The sequence below is a fragment of the Flagellimonas marinaquae genome (genome assembly GCF_003992675.1).
Lineage (GTDB): Bacteria > Bacteroidota > Bacteroidia > Flavobacteriales > Flavobacteriaceae > Flagellimonas > Flagellimonas marinaquae.
The window spans coordinates 340,908-356,441 of record NZ_RZMZ01000015.1 but is presented as its reverse complement, the minus strand read 5'-3'; the positions used below and the strand labels follow the sequence as shown (position 1 = coordinate 356,441).

18 protein-coding genes are annotated in these 15,534 nt (G+C 42.5%); 8 read left to right on the top strand and 10 right to left on the bottom strand.

Going from position 1 to position 15,534, the window contains the following annotated elements; translation table 11 throughout:
- The first annotated feature begins 3 nt into the window (after positions 1 to 3).
- The 6 genes from EO130_RS10990 (at position 4) to EO130_RS10965 (ending at position 5,422) form a co-directional block, all read left to right on the top strand.
- Positions 4 to 1,923: a S9 family peptidase gene (locus EO130_RS10990; RefSeq protein ID WP_127141556.1), complete on the top strand. Its 1,920-nt coding sequence runs from the start codon at positions 4 to 6 to the stop codon at positions 1,921 to 1,923.
- Positions 1,920 to 2,618 (top strand): DUF2490 domain-containing protein, encoded by a 699-nt coding sequence (locus EO130_RS10985; protein ID WP_127141555.1) that lies wholly within the window; start codon positions 1,920 to 1,922, stop codon positions 2,616 to 2,618. Before EO130_RS10990 ends, EO130_RS10985 begins: the two co-directional genes overlap by 4 nt.
- Before the next feature lie 76 nt (positions 2,619 to 2,694).
- On the top strand, positions 2,695 to 3,282 hold the full coding sequence (locus tag EO130_RS10980) for a superoxide dismutase family protein (RefSeq protein ID WP_127141554.1): 588 nt from the start codon (positions 2,695 to 2,697) through the stop codon (positions 3,280 to 3,282).
- 106 nt (positions 3,283 to 3,388) lie between these two features.
- Complete coding sequence (locus EO130_RS10975) at positions 3,389 to 4,018, top strand: YceI family protein (RefSeq protein WP_127141553.1); 630 nt, start codon at positions 3,389 to 3,391, stop codon at positions 4,016 to 4,018.
- Between the two features lie 76 nt (positions 4,019 to 4,094).
- A complete protein-coding gene (locus EO130_RS10970; RefSeq protein ID WP_127141552.1) occupies positions 4,095 to 4,622 on the top strand; it encodes an RNA polymerase sigma factor in 528 nt (175 codons plus the stop codon).
- Positions 4,623 to 4,624: 2 nt separating this feature from the next.
- Complete coding sequence (locus EO130_RS10965; protein WP_127142076.1) at positions 4,625 to 5,422, top strand: anti-sigma factor; 798 nt, start codon at positions 4,625 to 4,627, stop codon at positions 5,420 to 5,422.
- Positions 5,423 to 5,491: 69 nt separating this feature from the next.
- Here EO130_RS10965 and EO130_RS10960 read toward each other — a convergent pair whose 3' ends face one another.
- Both EO130_RS10960 and EO130_RS10955 read right to left on the bottom strand, forming a co-directional pair.
- Positions 5,492 to 6,139: an OmpW/AlkL family protein gene (locus EO130_RS10960; RefSeq protein ID WP_127141551.1), complete on the bottom strand. Its 648-nt coding sequence runs from the start codon at positions 6,137 to 6,139 to the stop codon at positions 5,492 to 5,494.
- 134 nt (positions 6,140 to 6,273) lie between these two features.
- Positions 6,274 to 7,254 (bottom strand): CorA family divalent cation transporter, encoded by a 981-nt coding sequence (locus EO130_RS10955; protein WP_127141550.1) that lies wholly within the window; start codon positions 7,252 to 7,254, stop codon positions 6,274 to 6,276.
- Between the two features lie 71 nt (positions 7,255 to 7,325).
- Here EO130_RS10955 and EO130_RS10950 point away from each other — a divergent pair, with 71 nt between their 5' ends.
- Positions 7,326 to 7,865, top strand: coding sequence for a mechanosensitive ion channel domain-containing protein (locus tag EO130_RS10950; RefSeq protein ID WP_127141549.1), 540 nt, complete (start codon positions 7,326 to 7,328; stop codon positions 7,863 to 7,865).
- Positions 7,866 to 7,957: 92 nt separating this feature from the next.
- Here EO130_RS10950 and EO130_RS10945 read toward each other — a convergent pair whose 3' ends face one another.
- Positions 7,958 to 9,247 (bottom strand): tetratricopeptide repeat protein, encoded by a 1,290-nt coding sequence (locus EO130_RS10945; RefSeq protein ID WP_127141548.1) that lies wholly within the window; start codon positions 9,245 to 9,247, stop codon positions 7,958 to 7,960.
- Between the two features lie 162 nt (positions 9,248 to 9,409).
- Between EO130_RS10945 and EO130_RS10940 the strand changes: the two genes are divergently transcribed.
- On the top strand, positions 9,410 to 10,600 hold the full coding sequence (locus tag EO130_RS10940) for an LETM1-related biofilm-associated protein (RefSeq protein ID WP_127141547.1): 1,191 nt from the start codon (positions 9,410 to 9,412) through the stop codon (positions 10,598 to 10,600).
- A 91-nt stretch (positions 10,601 to 10,691) separates the two neighbouring features.
- Here the strand turns inward: EO130_RS10940 and EO130_RS10935 are convergent, their stop codons facing one another.
- From EO130_RS10935 to EO130_RS10905, 7 genes are all read right to left on the bottom strand, one after another.
- Entirely contained in the window at positions 10,692 to 11,447 is a 756-nt protein-coding gene (locus EO130_RS10935) for a LytR/AlgR family response regulator transcription factor (protein WP_127141546.1), read from the bottom strand.
- A 53-nt stretch (positions 11,448 to 11,500) separates the two neighbouring features.
- Positions 11,501 to 11,833 (bottom strand): 2TM domain-containing protein, encoded by a 333-nt coding sequence (locus EO130_RS10930; RefSeq protein WP_127141545.1) that lies wholly within the window; start codon positions 11,831 to 11,833, stop codon positions 11,501 to 11,503.
- Complete coding sequence (locus EO130_RS10925) at positions 11,823 to 12,143, bottom strand: 2TM domain-containing protein (protein ID WP_127141544.1); 321 nt, start codon at positions 12,141 to 12,143, stop codon at positions 11,823 to 11,825. The genes EO130_RS10930 and EO130_RS10925 overlap by 11 nt, the downstream gene beginning before the upstream one ends.
- A 2-nt stretch (positions 12,144 to 12,145) precedes the next feature.
- Positions 12,146 to 12,490 carry a 2TM domain-containing protein gene (locus EO130_RS10920; protein ID WP_127141543.1) on the bottom strand — a complete coding sequence of 115 codons (345 nt, stop codon included), beginning with the start codon at positions 12,488 to 12,490 and terminating at the stop codon, positions 12,146 to 12,148.
- 2 nt (positions 12,491 to 12,492) lie between these two features.
- Positions 12,493 to 12,771: a 2TM domain-containing protein gene (locus EO130_RS10915; RefSeq protein ID WP_127141542.1), complete on the bottom strand. Its 279-nt coding sequence runs from the start codon at positions 12,769 to 12,771 to the stop codon at positions 12,493 to 12,495.
- Positions 12,772 to 12,951: 180 nt separating this feature from the next.
- Positions 12,952 to 14,280: a 2TM domain-containing protein gene (locus EO130_RS10910; protein ID WP_127141541.1), complete on the bottom strand. Its 1,329-nt coding sequence runs from the start codon at positions 14,278 to 14,280 to the stop codon at positions 12,952 to 12,954.
- 6 nt (positions 14,281 to 14,286) lie between these two features.
- Positions 14,287 to 14,910 (bottom strand): hypothetical protein, encoded by a 624-nt coding sequence (locus EO130_RS10905; protein WP_127141540.1) that lies wholly within the window; start codon positions 14,908 to 14,910, stop codon positions 14,287 to 14,289.
- Positions 14,911 to 15,534: the final 624 nt, after the last annotated feature.

The following is a 15,534-nucleotide window of genomic DNA, read 5'->3' as shown; positions in this document are numbered from 1 at the left end:
ACCATGAAAAAACTATTGGTCATTGCCCTTATTGCAGGTGTTTGGGCATGCAAAGAAGAAAAAAAGGAGCCTTCCATCGCGGAAACGATGAAGACCTACACCATTTCGCAAATGATGGACAACGAGTCCATCGCTGGCGGAAGCTTTTCACCGGACAAGTCCAAATTACTGGTCTCCAGCAACCGTTCGGGCATTTACAATATGTACACCATCCCTACTTCGGGTGGAGAAATGATGCCTGTCACCCAATCGGACAGTTCGTCGGTATTCGCCATCTCCTACTTTCCGAAGGATGAACGAATGCTGTTCCGAATGGACAATAATGGAGATGAGATTTACCACATTTTTGTCCGTGACATGGATGGAAGTTTCAGGGACCTTACCCCCGAAGAAGGGGCGCGTTCCCTATTTTACCAATGGTCCGATGACAAATCCGCATTTTTTTACGGTTCCAACAAACGCGACAACCGTTTTGTGGACCTCTACAAAATGGATTTGGAAAGTATGACCTCTAAATTGGTGTATGAAAATAACGATGGTTATGATGTTGGCGTGGTCTCCCCTGACGAAAAGTATGTCGCCCTGAGCAAATCCATCAACACCAATGATAGTGATTTATTCCTCTATAACTTAGAATCCAAGGAGCTGACCCAAATCAACAAAAACCAAAGCGGGAATGCACCTCAGGATTTTTCACCCGATGGAACGGCATTTTACTATACTACGGACGATGGAAGCGAGTTTTCCTATTTGATAAAGTATAATCTTGCCGATGATTCCTACGAGAAGGCAATGGAACGGAATTGGGATATTTCCGGAAGTTATTTTACCGATCAGGGAACCTATCAAGTCACCTACATTAACGAGGATGCCAAAAACACCATCGAGGTCATGGAAGTGGCCACGGGGAAGAATATCGATTTGCCTTCTATCGAAAACATGGAGATTACCAGCGTAAGTTTTTCGGATGACGAAAGCATGATGCGCTTCTACGCTGGGGGTTCGCACACACCTTCCAACCTTTATGTGTACAATTTGGAGACCAAAGAGCACAAGCGGTTGACCGATGTTTTGAATCCCGAGGTCCAGGCTCAAGATTTGGTGAAAGCTGAAGTAGTTCGTTATAAATCCTTTGACGGGCTGGAAATTCCCGCCATCTATTACAAACCGTATCAAGCCAGCGCAGAAACACCTGTGCCCGCTTTGGTTTGGGTGCATGGTGGTCCAGGGGGACAATCGCGTCAAAATTTTAGTGCCTTTATCCAATACCTGGTCAACCATGGATACGCCATTCTGGCCGTAAACAACCGTGGTAGCTCGGGATACGGAAAAACGTTCTATCAAATGGACGATTTGAATCATGGCGATAAGGATTTGAAAGATTGCGTGGAGGGAAAGAACTGGTTGGCACAACAACCAGAAATCGATGGCGAGAAAATCGGGATCATTGGAGGTTCTTATGGAGGTTATATGACCATGGCCGCCCTCACCTGCACTCCTGAGGAATTTGATGTGGGAGTGAACCTTTTCGGTGTCACCAACTGGATTCGTACCCTAAAGAGCATCCCACCATGGTGGGAGTCCTTTAAAGATGCCCTGTACAAGGAATTGGGAGACCCCTACAGTGCTGATTCTGTGCGATTAAAGCAGATATCTCCCCTATTCCACACCAGCAAGGTCACAAAACCGTTGATTGTACTCCAAGGTTCACAGGACCCAAGGGTGCTTCAAGCGGAATCGGATGAAATTGTAGCTGGTGTACGCCAAAACGGTGTCCCAGTGGAATACGTGCTATTCGAGGATGAAGGACACGGATTTGTTAAAAAAGAAAACCAAATCAAAGCATACAGCAAAATTTTGGAATTTTTGGATGAGTACCTAAAAGAGGATAAGAGTACTCCTATTGAAGAAGAGAATTTATGATCAAAAGATTTTTGACCTTGATGTTCCTAACCGGAGCATTGAGTACAAACCTACATGCCCAAGCTCCCGGTGAAGAAGAACTGGGAGCTTGGTTCATGTATTTTGGGACCAATCAAATTGCAGAACGTTTTAGCATCCATTCCGAAGCACAGTTCCGGTACTACGAAACTGCGGATAACTTTAACCAGATGCTATTGCGGACCGGTCTCAATTATCACATTAATCCAGACGCTATGGCCACCATAGGCTACGCCTTTATCCAAACGGACACTTCTTTTGAAGATATCATGGGCGAGGTGGACACTAGGGAGAATCGGATTTTTCAACAATTTATTTTAAGGGATAAGGTATGGGAGTTCCTTTTTGAACATCGCTACCGTTTGGAGCAACGCTTTTTTGATTTTGGGGATGTTACGGATACCCAGCACAGGGCGCGCTATCGGCTACAGGTCACCCTTCCGCTTACGGATACTTTTTTCCTTAATTTTTATGATGAACTCTTTATCAACCTACAAGACAACCTTTTTGACCAAAACAGGTTATATGCAGCCTTTGGGGTGAATATTACGGAAAACAGCAATGTACAATTGGGGTACCTGAGAAATCAATTCTCCAATGTGGTGTTTGATAGATTGCAGTTTGCCGTCTTCTACAATCCCGACCTGAGAGGGCTTTTCAAAAAGAAGCAACCCTAGAAATACCAGAGGTAATCCTTGACACAGGCATAAATAATGCCTACCTTATAAGCTAATCTTAAAAAAATCATTTTTAATGAAAAAATTACAGACAACAGCCCTAGCGCTGATATTGATAACAGCTTTTGGCTGTAAACAAGCAAAAAAAGAAGCGGAAGAGACTACCGAAGAGGTGGAAGAAACCGTAGAGCAGGTAGCAGAGAAAATGGACCCTGAGGTAATCACATTTTCCATGGAACCCAAAAGCGACAGCAACGTAAGTGGTGAAGTGGTATTTACACAAGATGAAGGGCAGGTCATCATGCGGGCGACCTTCCTTGGATTGGATGAAGGGGAACATGCCATTCACTTGCACGAGAAAGCGGACTGCTCCTCTCCCGACGGGAAATCAACGGGAGGACATTGGAACCCTACTTTTGAGCAACATGGTAAATGGGGCTCCGAAGATGGTTATCATAAGGGGGATATCGGTAATTTTACCGCTGATGCCGATGGCAATGGCACCGTTGAGTTCACTACGGACGAATGGTGCATTGGCTGCGGGGACGACACGAAGGATATTTTGGGCAAGGCCGTGATTGTGCATCAAGGAGTGGACGACTACACCTCACAACCCTCTGGTGCCGCTGGCGCAAGAATCGCTTGTACTGGAATTATCCAATAAGCATAATAGCATCACCAATCCTATAAAAGCTGTCCGTTGGACAGCTTTTTTTATTGACCCAAACACAATTATGGCCTACCTTAGTACAAAATTAAAATGTACTGAAATGAAAAAACTACACCTTGCAGCCATGGCACTACTATTGGTGACCGCTTTTAGCTGCAAAAAAGCCCAAAAGGAGGAGGAAAAAACAGAAGCCAAGGTATCAACCGCGACCTACAGCCTTGTACAAGATTCCACCGACGTACGTTTTACGGCCTACAAGACCACGGACAAAGTCCCCGTTGGAGGCACCTTCCAACAAGTGAAGGTCACCTATGCCGCAGGAGAAACCCCAAAGGAAACCATCGACGGACTTGAGTTCACCATTCCGGTGAGCAGCCTTTTTACCAATGACCCTACTAACATAAGGGACCCCAAGATCATTGAGTTCTTTTTCAACAAAATGGTGGAGACCCAAAACATAACGGGTAAATTCTCTGTAAAAGATGCCAATAACTGTACGGTTGCCTTGAGCATGAACGGTGTTTCCGCTGAACTTCCCTTGGAGTATGAAATCACGGAGGACAACCATGTCAATTTTACGGGAGTTATGGACCTAAAACAATGGGATGCACTCAATGCACTGGCCTCACTTAACGAAGCCTGCAAAATATTGCATACCGGTGCCGATGGCGTAAGCAAAACTTGGGATGAGGTTGCCATAAATGCCTCGGTATTGCTCAGACAACAATAAGAATTTCCAGTAGGATAAAGATTTACGGAAAGAGCTGCCAATCGCAGCTCTTTTTTTATATATTTAGACCACTTCAATGAACTTGGACAACCTCATACAACAATTTCAAAAAAAGGATAGTGCTGCCTTTGAAGCCTTGTACCATATGTATGCGGAAAACATATGTGGTGTCATTAATGTGATTGTGAAGGATGCCGAGCGTTCCCAAGAGCTCTGCCAGGACGTCTTTGTAAAAGTCTGGGAAAAATCCGACCAGTACGATGCGTCCAAAGGACGTTTTTTTACTTGGATATTGAACATCGCTAGAAACGCCGCCATCGATGAAGTACGCTCAAAAACCCATAAAAACCAAAAAAAGAACCTTCCTGTTGATTCTCTCGTAGGTATTTTTGAAAACAGCGAAGATTTGAACAGTAAAATGGATACCATTGGGCTTCAGTCGCTCTTAAAAGGATTGAAGGAAAAGTGTATTTTGCTGATCGATATGCTTTATTTTAAGGGATATACCCAAAAAGAAGCCGCCAAGGAGCTTAATACACCCATTGGCACCATAAAGACAAGAATAAGAAGCTGTATTTCGAGCATTAGAAAAAATATGGCATGAGCATGGATGTGAAAGAATACATAGCATCTGGAATTTTGGAACTCTACGTAGCTGGAGCCCTGTCACCTGAAGAAAATCTTGAGGTGCAGCACTATGCCATACAGTATCCAGAAATACAAAAAGAAATCGAGGCAATTGAAAATGCGGTTCTCGAGCTAACGGAGGCAGCTTCACCAAAAATGCCGGAAAATAGTTTTGCCAAGATAAAAGCGGAACTGGACGATGTCATTCCGTTTACACCGGAAGCTTCAAAAAGTAGTGGAACTCCTTGGGGCAGCTACTTGGGATGGGCGGCGTCCGTTTTATTGGCCCTAGGCCTGTTTTGGATGTACACGGAAAACAACAAGCTCAAAAACGAAATAGAACTTACCAATCAAGAAAAGCAGAGCTTGGAAGATATTTTATCCGATACCCAAGCGGAAATCACCTCAAAAGAACTGCTGTTGCAAGAAATCAGGGATAAAGATGTGTCTGTTATCGCTCTTGGCGGGCAAGCCGTTTCCCCTTCCTCCTATGCAAAAGCGTATTGGAACAAGGAAGAGCAGAAAGTAATTATCGACGCCCAAGGCCTTCCAGAACCTCCTGAAGGATTTACCTATCAAGTGTGGTCCTTAAAGTTGGACCCGCTCACTCCTACCAGTATCGGGTTATTGGATGATTTTGCGTCACAGGACAATAAACTCTTTACTTTGGAAAACGCCAACGAATCCGAAGCTTTCGGTATCACCTTGGAGCCCGAGGGTGGAAGTGAAACCCCAACACTGGAGCAATTGTATACCTTGGGGGCGGTTGGTGCCTAAAAAAAGAAGGTAGCTCAGTATTGACCGAACTACCTTCAAAACTAGATAACCTAAAAAAACAATCGAATATTAAAGTTTAATACCCACGCCAAATCCAAAAATCCATGGGTTGATGTCCACATCCGCATCTACGGTAGCACCCAAAGCGGTGGTCGCATTTACAGTGGCCGTGGTGTTCAGGAACAGTTTTTTAACATCAAAGTTCAAGAACCATTTATCGTTGAGCATGTAATCAAATCCACCTTGTAATGCAAAGCCGACCGTCGTATCGTATTCAATATCGTCCACAACAGGTCCTTCGTCCACCCCATAAAAGAGCGTAAGGTTTACCCCGGCCCCAAGGTAAGGGACAAAGTTTCCTCCCGTAAAATGGTATTGACCGGTTATTGTGGGCGGTAGTAACCAAACACTGCCCAAGTCAATCTCTCCAGCAGCTGTTTCCACTGCTTTTACATCGTGCTTGGCGGTAGCCAAAATCAATTCCATGGACCAATTCTCGTCAAAAAAGTAAGTGATGTCCAGCTCTGGAACAACGGCGGTGGAAATATCAACATCGCCACCAATGGCTTCAATGTCGGCACTTTCGTCGGGGGAGACCACAATTCCCCTTAACCTAAACTGCCATGTGCCACCATTATCTGCTGGAGCATCCTGTGCCATTGCGAAGTTGGAGAGTCCCAATAGGGCCACTACCGCTACAAGTAATCTTTTTCTCATCGTGTGTTATTTTAATTTGATGAGACAAAACTACCGTCCTAACTTTTCGGAGAATATGATGTTTATCATTGGAAAACATACGAAAATCTCCAACTTCCCTTAGATGAATGGTTATTTTTTTGAAAATAAAACGGTTAGAACCATTTTTTTCTTTTGAAAATGATAATGGAAATAATGGTAACCACCAGCATCAGCCCTAAAAGGACAAAATAGCCATATTTCCATTGCAGTTCGGGCATATTGTCAAAGTTCATCCCATAAATGCCTGCCAAAAAGGTTAGAGGAATAAATACCACGGAAAATATGGTCAGGGTTTTCATTACCTCGTTCAGTCGGTGGCCCTGCACGCTAAAAAACAGATTGATTTGACTCTCCAGTTCCATGATATCGGAGTCAATATCCGTAATCAAACCATTGATCTGCTCACGCAATTCACTAAAATACTTGGTTTGAAATCCTTTTATCTCTACCCTTTCCAATCGGATGATGATATCCCGAAGACCATGCGATGCCTTTTTAAATTCCTGTATCAAAGCTTTTTTCTGTTCCACTTCGAACATGAATTCCGGAGTGGGCTCGCGCTTTACCAGTGCTTCCAAGGCATTCTCCATGATCACGATATCCTCGTACTTATCCTTATAATTGGTGATCAGGGTTTCCAAAATAAAGAACAAGAGGTAATCGGCCTTCTTTTTTCGTATGATGCCCTTGTTCTCAAAGATTCGCTGGCGTATCCAATCAAAATGGTCACCCCACATTTCTTGGATACACCAATTAAAATCTTTGGAAACCACAAAATACATCTGTTCGGACTCCATGCTGTCGTGCTCGGTTTTCAGGATACGTGCTGCGATGAACAATTGATCTTCCAGTACAATGACCTTGTTGCCCATCTTTTGGTTCAGCAATAGGCGCAAGAGAAAATCATCTAATCCATTTTCATTCACCATCTGCCTAAATTCATCCATATACTCCAGGCCATAGGTGTTTACCCATGTAATGGACTTATCGCCCTTGGAGAGCTGCATATCCTCCTGCAGGGAGAACTTTCGGTTGTAGTAATTGTCCGGTGAGTAATTGATCACCCATGAATTTTCTTCGAAATCTGTGTTCATGGCAGTATTGATATGATGGGTTTATTCGTAGTTTAGCTCTATAAGTTAAACCAAATTTACTAAGAACCATCATGATTGAAGCCATGCCCTACAAAACCGAGGTGTTGTTTACCATTATTCTTCTGAGCATACTGATTTTACTGAATTCCCTAAGCAAAAGGGCCATTAGAAGGTTTGGTAGATCTAGTGCAATTGATATGAACAGCAGAAAAATCATATTTTATCTGAGCAACTTGCTGTTTTACCTTCTTGCCTTCATCGGTATTTCTCTGATATGGGGCGTTAACATGAAGGATTTTTCTGTGTTCATCTCTTCGGTGTTGGCGATTTTGGGCGTGGGTTTTGTAGCCCAATGGTCCATCTTGTCTAATTTAACGGCAAGTGTTATCCTCTTCTTTAATCACCCACTCCGCTTGGGCGACAGGATTCGGGTTATGGACAAGGACTTTGATTGGACCGGAAAGGTAGAAGACATCAGCGGATTTTATCTTTTTATGCGGACGGATGATGGAAAACAAATCACCATTCCAACCAATTTGGTGATTCAAAAAGGTATCGAGATCCTGCATGAGGATGCCGTTGAAAAAAAAGAAGCCTTGCCGGAAGAATAGAAAACGCCACGGCAATGTACCGTGGCGTACCTAAAAACAACAACCAAGCCGAGATCATAACGATCTACAACCTTGCTCTTAAAAGGGGAAAACTAAAGACTGGCTATTTGGGCCTCTTTCATGGGCCCAAGTTCATATATAGCTCCCAACAGTTTTTGCTTTAACTCCTGTACCTTTTGAGTTTTGCCATTGGCCTTATAAATTTCAGCTGCCTGATGGAGTACCACAGGCTCAAAAGTGGCCCCTATTACATGTTTTTCCAAGATCTTCATGGCTTTTTCCTTTTCTCCGATATGGAGTAAACTGTAGGCCAACCAGCCATAAGATTCTGGCGTAGGACGATTATCCACCTCCTCCTGTGCCAGTTTATAGGCCTTTTGGTCCACATCCATATCTATTAAAAATTCCACATTGCGCGCATTGTACATGTGGGCATATTGGGGGTTGTTCCTCACTAATTTGTAATAATCGTCCAGAGCTTGTACGCGTAGCATATCGTTCTGCATAAAGTCCGCAATCTCCGCTTTCAATAGGTAATACTCTGGCGATTGATGCTGTTTTAGGATAGAATCGAGTATGCGAAGGGCCTCCGTTCCATTTCTTTCATAGGAGTAAACAATCCAGGCAATGCCCTTTTTGGCGTATGCATTACGTGGTTCAATGTGCAACGCTCGAAGATAGCATTGGTAAGAATCCTCGATTCTTGCGGCATGACCGTAGAAATCGGCCAATTTGGTATAGGCCCATAGGAGCTGAGCTTTGTTCTTTTCCATTTCCGCTACGGCAATGGCCTTCTCAATAAATTGGATGGCACTATCCAGATTTCCCTTGTGGTCATCCCATTTGGCTGCACGGATGAGGTAACCGAAATCGGGCATTGACCGAATACTGTCCAAATAGCGGTCGGCGCGGGAATAATTCCCCAATTCCATATGAAGGTCAAAAAGTAACTTCTGTGATTCATTGATAGCACTGTTCAACCTACGGGATTCCTCGGCAATGGACAAGGCTTCTTTAAACTTATGTTGTGCCATGTGGTTTCGCGACAAAGCCCTCAGGTGTTCTGCTTGATCGGCACTAGATGTTATCAACGCATTTCTAAGATATCGTTCGGCATTCTTTAAAAATTGGATATCACCTGTTTGGCCTAAAAATCGATGGTATTCGCCGGACACCTTGCCCATGCTCAGCAGCCGTAAACTGTCCGATTTGATATTGTTATCCTCAAGCATGGGAACATTATATGTTTCCTTTGCGGGTCGATTGGCCAAGAAGGAATTATAATCCTGACTGTCGGTCTTGAATTCTGTCTCTTGCTGCTGGCACGATATCAAAAAGCATAGCATCAGCACAATACTGCCGTAGGTTCTTGTTACTTTCATGTTGTTGTCTAAAGGTTCATTCACCCTTACCTACGGAACCTTATGGAAAGCGGTTTGGTTTTAAAATGTTAAAATTATTTAACGATATTTTAGCGGTGTGATACCGCTGTCATAAACCAAAGTCCTAGAAATTGTTTTACTTTGACGCCCTAATTTAGTTACATGAACCCTTCTGCCTCAGGATGGATCAACAAGTTTGGTCACCTTGTCGATCAAGAGTCTTCCTATTTCGAAGACTTTGATAGTCTGTACAGGGACCTCAAGGCCAACGGCTTTATCTATGGGGTGCATTTGAACATTCCATCCTTTGTTCCTGCGGAGCATGCCCTTAGCGAGGATGAGATTGCCAAGGTCAACCTATTGACGGCTCTATATTTCACCTACACCTTTAAGGTTGGAAAAACCGATTTTGAAGCCTTCGTCAACAAGGTATTCGAATACTACCAGTCCTTGAACGTAAGCCGAATTTCCTTTTTGAACAAAATATTGACCGGTTCCAAAACGGAATCCCAACTGGAAAAACTTATAGATTCTCGGATATACCTAAGCGACAATACCTTTAGCCGGGCCCTTGGAAACAGTTTGACCAACTCACTGCTGTATGTGGACATTCTCATATTTATTGTTTACCTAAAAGGAGAAAAGAACTTGATGGCACATGCACAACTTTTGGAGTTTGTCACCATCAATATTGTGTACCACGCGCTCAATTCCAAGCAAACCCATGAATCGGATGAAAAATTGATTCAACTTTTGGCCTCCTCCTTAACATATGTTGATTCCGAAAGTGCCAAATTCGAGGGTGATTTTTCCGATTTACTAAACCAAAATTTCAGTCAAAACGAGAAGGATTATTTTCTGGATATGGCCTGCTTGACGATATGGGAGGACAAGGCTCTGGACTACACCGAAACGGATTATATTTTTGGCTTGGGAAGAGACCTTGGAAAGTCAAAAAAAGAGGTGGATTTCGAGCTTCAATTTGTGGAAGGTTTTTTTGAAAAAAACAAGGATAAAGTTGCCTATCTGAACAACAAAAATTTGGCCGTTCAATTTTACGATGGCATGTCCAAAAATGTGAGCAAGCTTATTTTGAGAAACAGCAAAAGACTCAAAAAAGAGCTCACACAGAGTCGTGAATTGGTCACTCTTTTATCAAAATCCACGGTCAAGGATTTGAACGCCGAAGAAAAGAAAAAAGTACAAAATCAGTTGTTGGATATTTTTAAGAGCATACCCTCGCTGGCCATTTTTATGTTGCCAGGAGGAGCCATTCTTTTGCCCATTTTTATTAAATTGATTCCGAAACTGCTCCCTTCCGCATTTGATGACAACCGAGTGGAGGACAACTAACCTTTTTGACCCAAAAAAGCCACTATAAGGAAAATTTATAGTGGCTTTTTATTTTTTATTAAATTACTGGAATCCAAAAATTTAATCGATACTACTCCAACCATAACTTAAAGTCCTTTACCCGCTCCCTGCTTACAATGATTTCGTGGTCATTGAAGCGTTTCATTTTAATCTGGAGCCTTGAATTGGTGTATGAAATGATGTCCCCTATATGATTGATATTCACATAAAACTTGCGGCTCACCCTAAAAAATGTTTGAGGCTTTAGCTCCTCCTCCAACTGTTCCAAAGTGGTGTCGAGCAAATAATTTCTTCCGTCCGAAGTAGCGGCATAGGTTCCCTTATTTTCACTATAAAAACATTCCACGTCTTCGGCGTTTATAATTTTCAAATGCTGTCCGACCCGAGCTGTAAATCGTTTTTTGTATTCCCGTTCCAAGGGGTTCACCAAAAGGTTTTTGATGTCGTTAAAATCGATGGGGATTTTTTGGTTTTCGGGCTTGAAATTCCGGTACTTTTTTACAGCACTTTCCAGCTCTTCCTCATCAATGGGTTTGAGCAAATAATCGATGCTGTTCAGCTTGAATGCCTGAAGTGCATATTCATCAAAAGCAGTGGTAAAAATGATGGCACTTTTTACCTCGATCTCATCAAAAATTTCAAAGGAAAGCCCATCCGATAATTGAATGTCCAAAAAGATGAGATCGGGATGTGGGTTGTCTTGAAACCAAGCAATGGAATCTTCAACGGAATGCAGCATGTTGGAAACCTCGATTTCGAGTTCAGAAAGTAATCTGGACAATCTCCGCGCTGCCGGTTTTTCATCTTCAATGATCAGGACGTTCATGGTTGTTCTTGTATTTGGTTTAGTTTGGACCTAAAATATAAAAGTTAGTCGGCTCATTTGTATTTATCAACATGATCTTTACCCTCATCCATATATTTTTGTATCTGTCGTTTCTCCCAGTTTTTGAAAAAGGACAATTTATGACGAAGTATAAGTAGTGTGTGCACAAGCAATATCACTCCCCAAATCAGGATGTTTCCGTTGATCCAATCGTAATAATAGGATTCCTTTGGGAAAGCCTCTGGTAAAAAAGAGGTTAGCACACCCAACTTGAGCAATAACAACATACCATTCACAATGACAAAAATGGCGATATGGCTATAGTAGCCCTTAAGTTCCTTGACACGCTTCTCCGCGGCTTCCCGAGCAAAATTTCTATCTGTCATGACCTTGTTTGAATTTCTTCATTTCTTCCTTGTCCTCTTCCATGTATTTTTTGATTTGGCGCTCTTCCCAGTTCTTTCCCAAGAAAGGATTGAATTCAAACGTTTTGGAAGCATGGAAGAACAACCCAATGCCCCATGCAAACAAGGTGATGAAATGTTCCCATCTCCAAAAATCATCGTTCCTAAGAAAAATATTGATCAGGATGAAGGTGTTGATCACGATATAAATGGATAGGTGAATATAAAAACCTTTGAGTTCATCGACCCTTTTTTTGGCCCTATTGTATTTTTCGGTGTTATAATTTTCCATGATTATTTCCATTTATCGTTCTGTTCCTCATTGCGCATAATCTCCTCGATCTTGCGCTTTTCCCATTGTTTTCCAAAAAATGGGTTTAGGTCGAATGTCTTTATAGCGTGAAAAAGAACGCCGATTCCCCAACCAAAAGCGGCCCATAAAAACCACATATAGCCAAAACCGTTGGTAAAATAATTGATAAGTGCCAAGCCAGAGATTACCAAAACATAGGAAGTCAAGTTCCCATAAAAGTTTTTAAGCTCGTCCACGCGCTCGCGGGCCCTAATATATTTGTTTTCCTTGTTCGACGTATCCATGATATTGCTATTTGGTTGCATGTTGTAGTTAAAAGTACTCATTCCTAAAATTCTTTGTCGTTCATAAACTCCTGAATCTTACGCTCTTCCCATTCCTTGCCAAAAAGGGGATTGAATCCGTAAGCGGACATCCCGTGACCTATCAGTCCGAGTCCCCACCCTACGGCGGGAAATATGATCCATGGAAAGCTGGTTGTCCTGTAATTAAGATATCCCAGCAAAGGAATCACGATTAGGTAGGCTGTAAGATTGTAGTAAAATGATTTGATACACTCCACCCTTTCCTTGGCTTTGGCATATCGAAGTTCTGTTGAGTTTTCCATGACTGTTCGTTTTTATTTGATTACACACCAAAATTCGGCATAGCGATCGGCAAAAAGAAAAACGAATTCCCGAACTGTAATTATATTGGGATGAGTTGTATGAGGGAGAGGTTAAGGGTGAAGGGTCAAAGCCAGGGATTCTAATCTAAATCAGGGGGTACTCGATTCCGGTCTCCAATCTTAGAAATCGTCCTTGTCCATCAATTCCTTGATCTTGCGTTCTTCCCAACGCTTACCCCATAACGGATTAAATCCAAAAGCCGCCATCCCGTGGGCCGTTAACCCAAATCCCCATCCAATGGTAGGGAAAAAGGCCCATAAAAATTCGGTGGTCCGTAAATTAAGCCACCACAGAAAGGGAATCACAATACAATAGGCCATTAGGTTCCCATAGAAGTCCTTAATGGCCTGAACGCGCTCTCTAGCCTTGGCATACCTTTTTTCTTCGATATAGTTCTCCTGCGTCTCCATAACCGTGTATTTTTGGGTGAGCATGGGGAGTGAAACGCTAAAGTCCTCTGCGGTCTTGTTGATGATCATTTCGCGGTCCGTTAAAATGCGGTAGCGCTGTGTGATGTTCTGCAGTCCCACCCCACTGCTTTTTTTGACCACCTGTTTTTCCTGAAGATTATTACTGACCACCAACATTCCCTTGTCTTCAAAAACTCGAATGTGCAAAGGTCGCGATGAGGTCACCACATTGTGCTTTACCGCGTTTTCCAGCAATAATTGCAGAGATAGCGGTACAATTTTAGCATCGGGTTGGGAGGATTGGTCGGGAATATCAAAAATGATACTGTCCTCAAAACGCATTTTAAGTAAACGGACGTAGGTACGGGCAAATTTGAGTTCCTCATCCACAGTGACCAAATCCTTGTTCTTCTGCTCCAATACGTAACGATACACCTTGGAGAGTGAAGTGGTGAAATTCTGTGCCTGATGTGGGTCTTCGTCTATCAAACTAGTCAACACGTTCAGACTATTGAATAAAAAATGGGGGTCCAATTGATTTTTAAGAGCATCAAATCGGGCAGATGCCGAACCAGCGATAATTTTCTGCTCCTTTACCTGTCGTTCCTTATAATATTTGTAGTAGTAGGCCGCATAGAACATAAAGGCTACGGCCATCGCAATAATAAAAGAGCTCACATAGAATTCAGGTCGTTCCTCTGCCAAAAACTGTGCGAACGATTGTTGGTTGATGAGTACTTTGAGCACAAATCTAGACAACAAAATGCCTAAAATGGAGGCTACAATATTGCCGATAACGCCGTAGGCAATATACTTTTTGGTAAACAACTCCTTGTCGTATTTTCGCATCAAAAGAATAAAGGAGGCCGCATTCAACATATAAATGATGATGGAAAAGATCATACTTTCCCAAAACTCCACCCACAACTCTTGATATGTGAGCTCCCACCCCTTGATAAAGAAGATGATGAGCAACACTATGAAAATAGCGATGCCCACTAAAAATCCTTTTAAAAGTTCTTTGAAAAAGCGTTTCATAGGTTTTTATTTACCACAGTTCTCGAGGACTTCCTTGGCCCTTTCCTCTCCCCATGTAGGGTAAAATGGTATTTCGGAATTAAAGGTAGCAAAAAGTTCCAAGGCTCTTTCCACGTCTTTGCAATAAGGTGTTATGTCCTTGCCAAAATAACGGGCCGAACCCATATCCCATTCTGCTTTGGAAAGGATGACCCTTGGATTTTTTGGAGCGATTTCCAAGGCTTTTTGGTACAATTGAGCGTTTTTTGGGGAAAGTGTCATTCCATAGGTGGCCCCATCAAAAGCAATCCATGCTGTATTGATAAGCGCTTCCTGGATCAAGAGCTCGGGATTATTGGGAGAGATGGCCTTGGCCACATCCAAAAATTCTTTGGCTTTTTCCAATTGGTTGCTCAGTTTGGCTTCGTCCGTTTCCCCAAAAGAAATCAAGGTGTTGATTTGCGACACATAATAATAGGGCACCCATTTATCCGGCTCAGCGGTAGCGATACGCTCGAATAAATGGGAGGCTTCCATCATTTTTTGCTCTTCCCACAAGGCAAATGCCTTTTCCATTCCTGTGGCGTAACGGTCTTGCGCGTTTGCAAAGGATACGGCGAATAGAAATGCGGCCAACAATAGTTTTTTCATGACTGTTCTTTTTTTTGATGCTGGATGTATTCCAGGATTGATTATTGATGACACAAAGATGAATCGACCAAGGTGCCTTCCAAAAGAAGTTTGACCGAACTGTACTTTTTTGGGGATAGACTGTAGATTTTACTCCCAATTATCCGCTGACAAGTCATGAAAACAACTATTGTATTCAACTATGGTAGAATGCTTTCTTGGCTACACTAGCACTATCATACTGACTCACTTCCTTCACCTATTTAATCTCAAGGTTAGATTTTCGACTTCCTTTCCGTACAAGATTGGAAAGGCAATAGTCCCATATTGTCAGAAAAACATCTTAACAACGCTTTTTTTACCACAGTACCTGTATTGATTTTATTTTTAAGCCGCTCTCTTACAGTTTTTTACTACCTTTATAAAGGCCGTAAAACACTAATCAAACAAAACACTTACGGCGTATTTCCTTTTTCAATAGACCCAAGTACTTGTCACTGAATTATCCTTTGTGGATGAAAAGGCAAGTTGTATCCCCAATAAGCATTCGGTTGCTTCGCAACCACCTTTATCATTGCCAATCTGTACACCTATCTGTGTAGTTCTGGCTATTTCTTTGGAAAAATTCCGGTCAACGGTTGACCG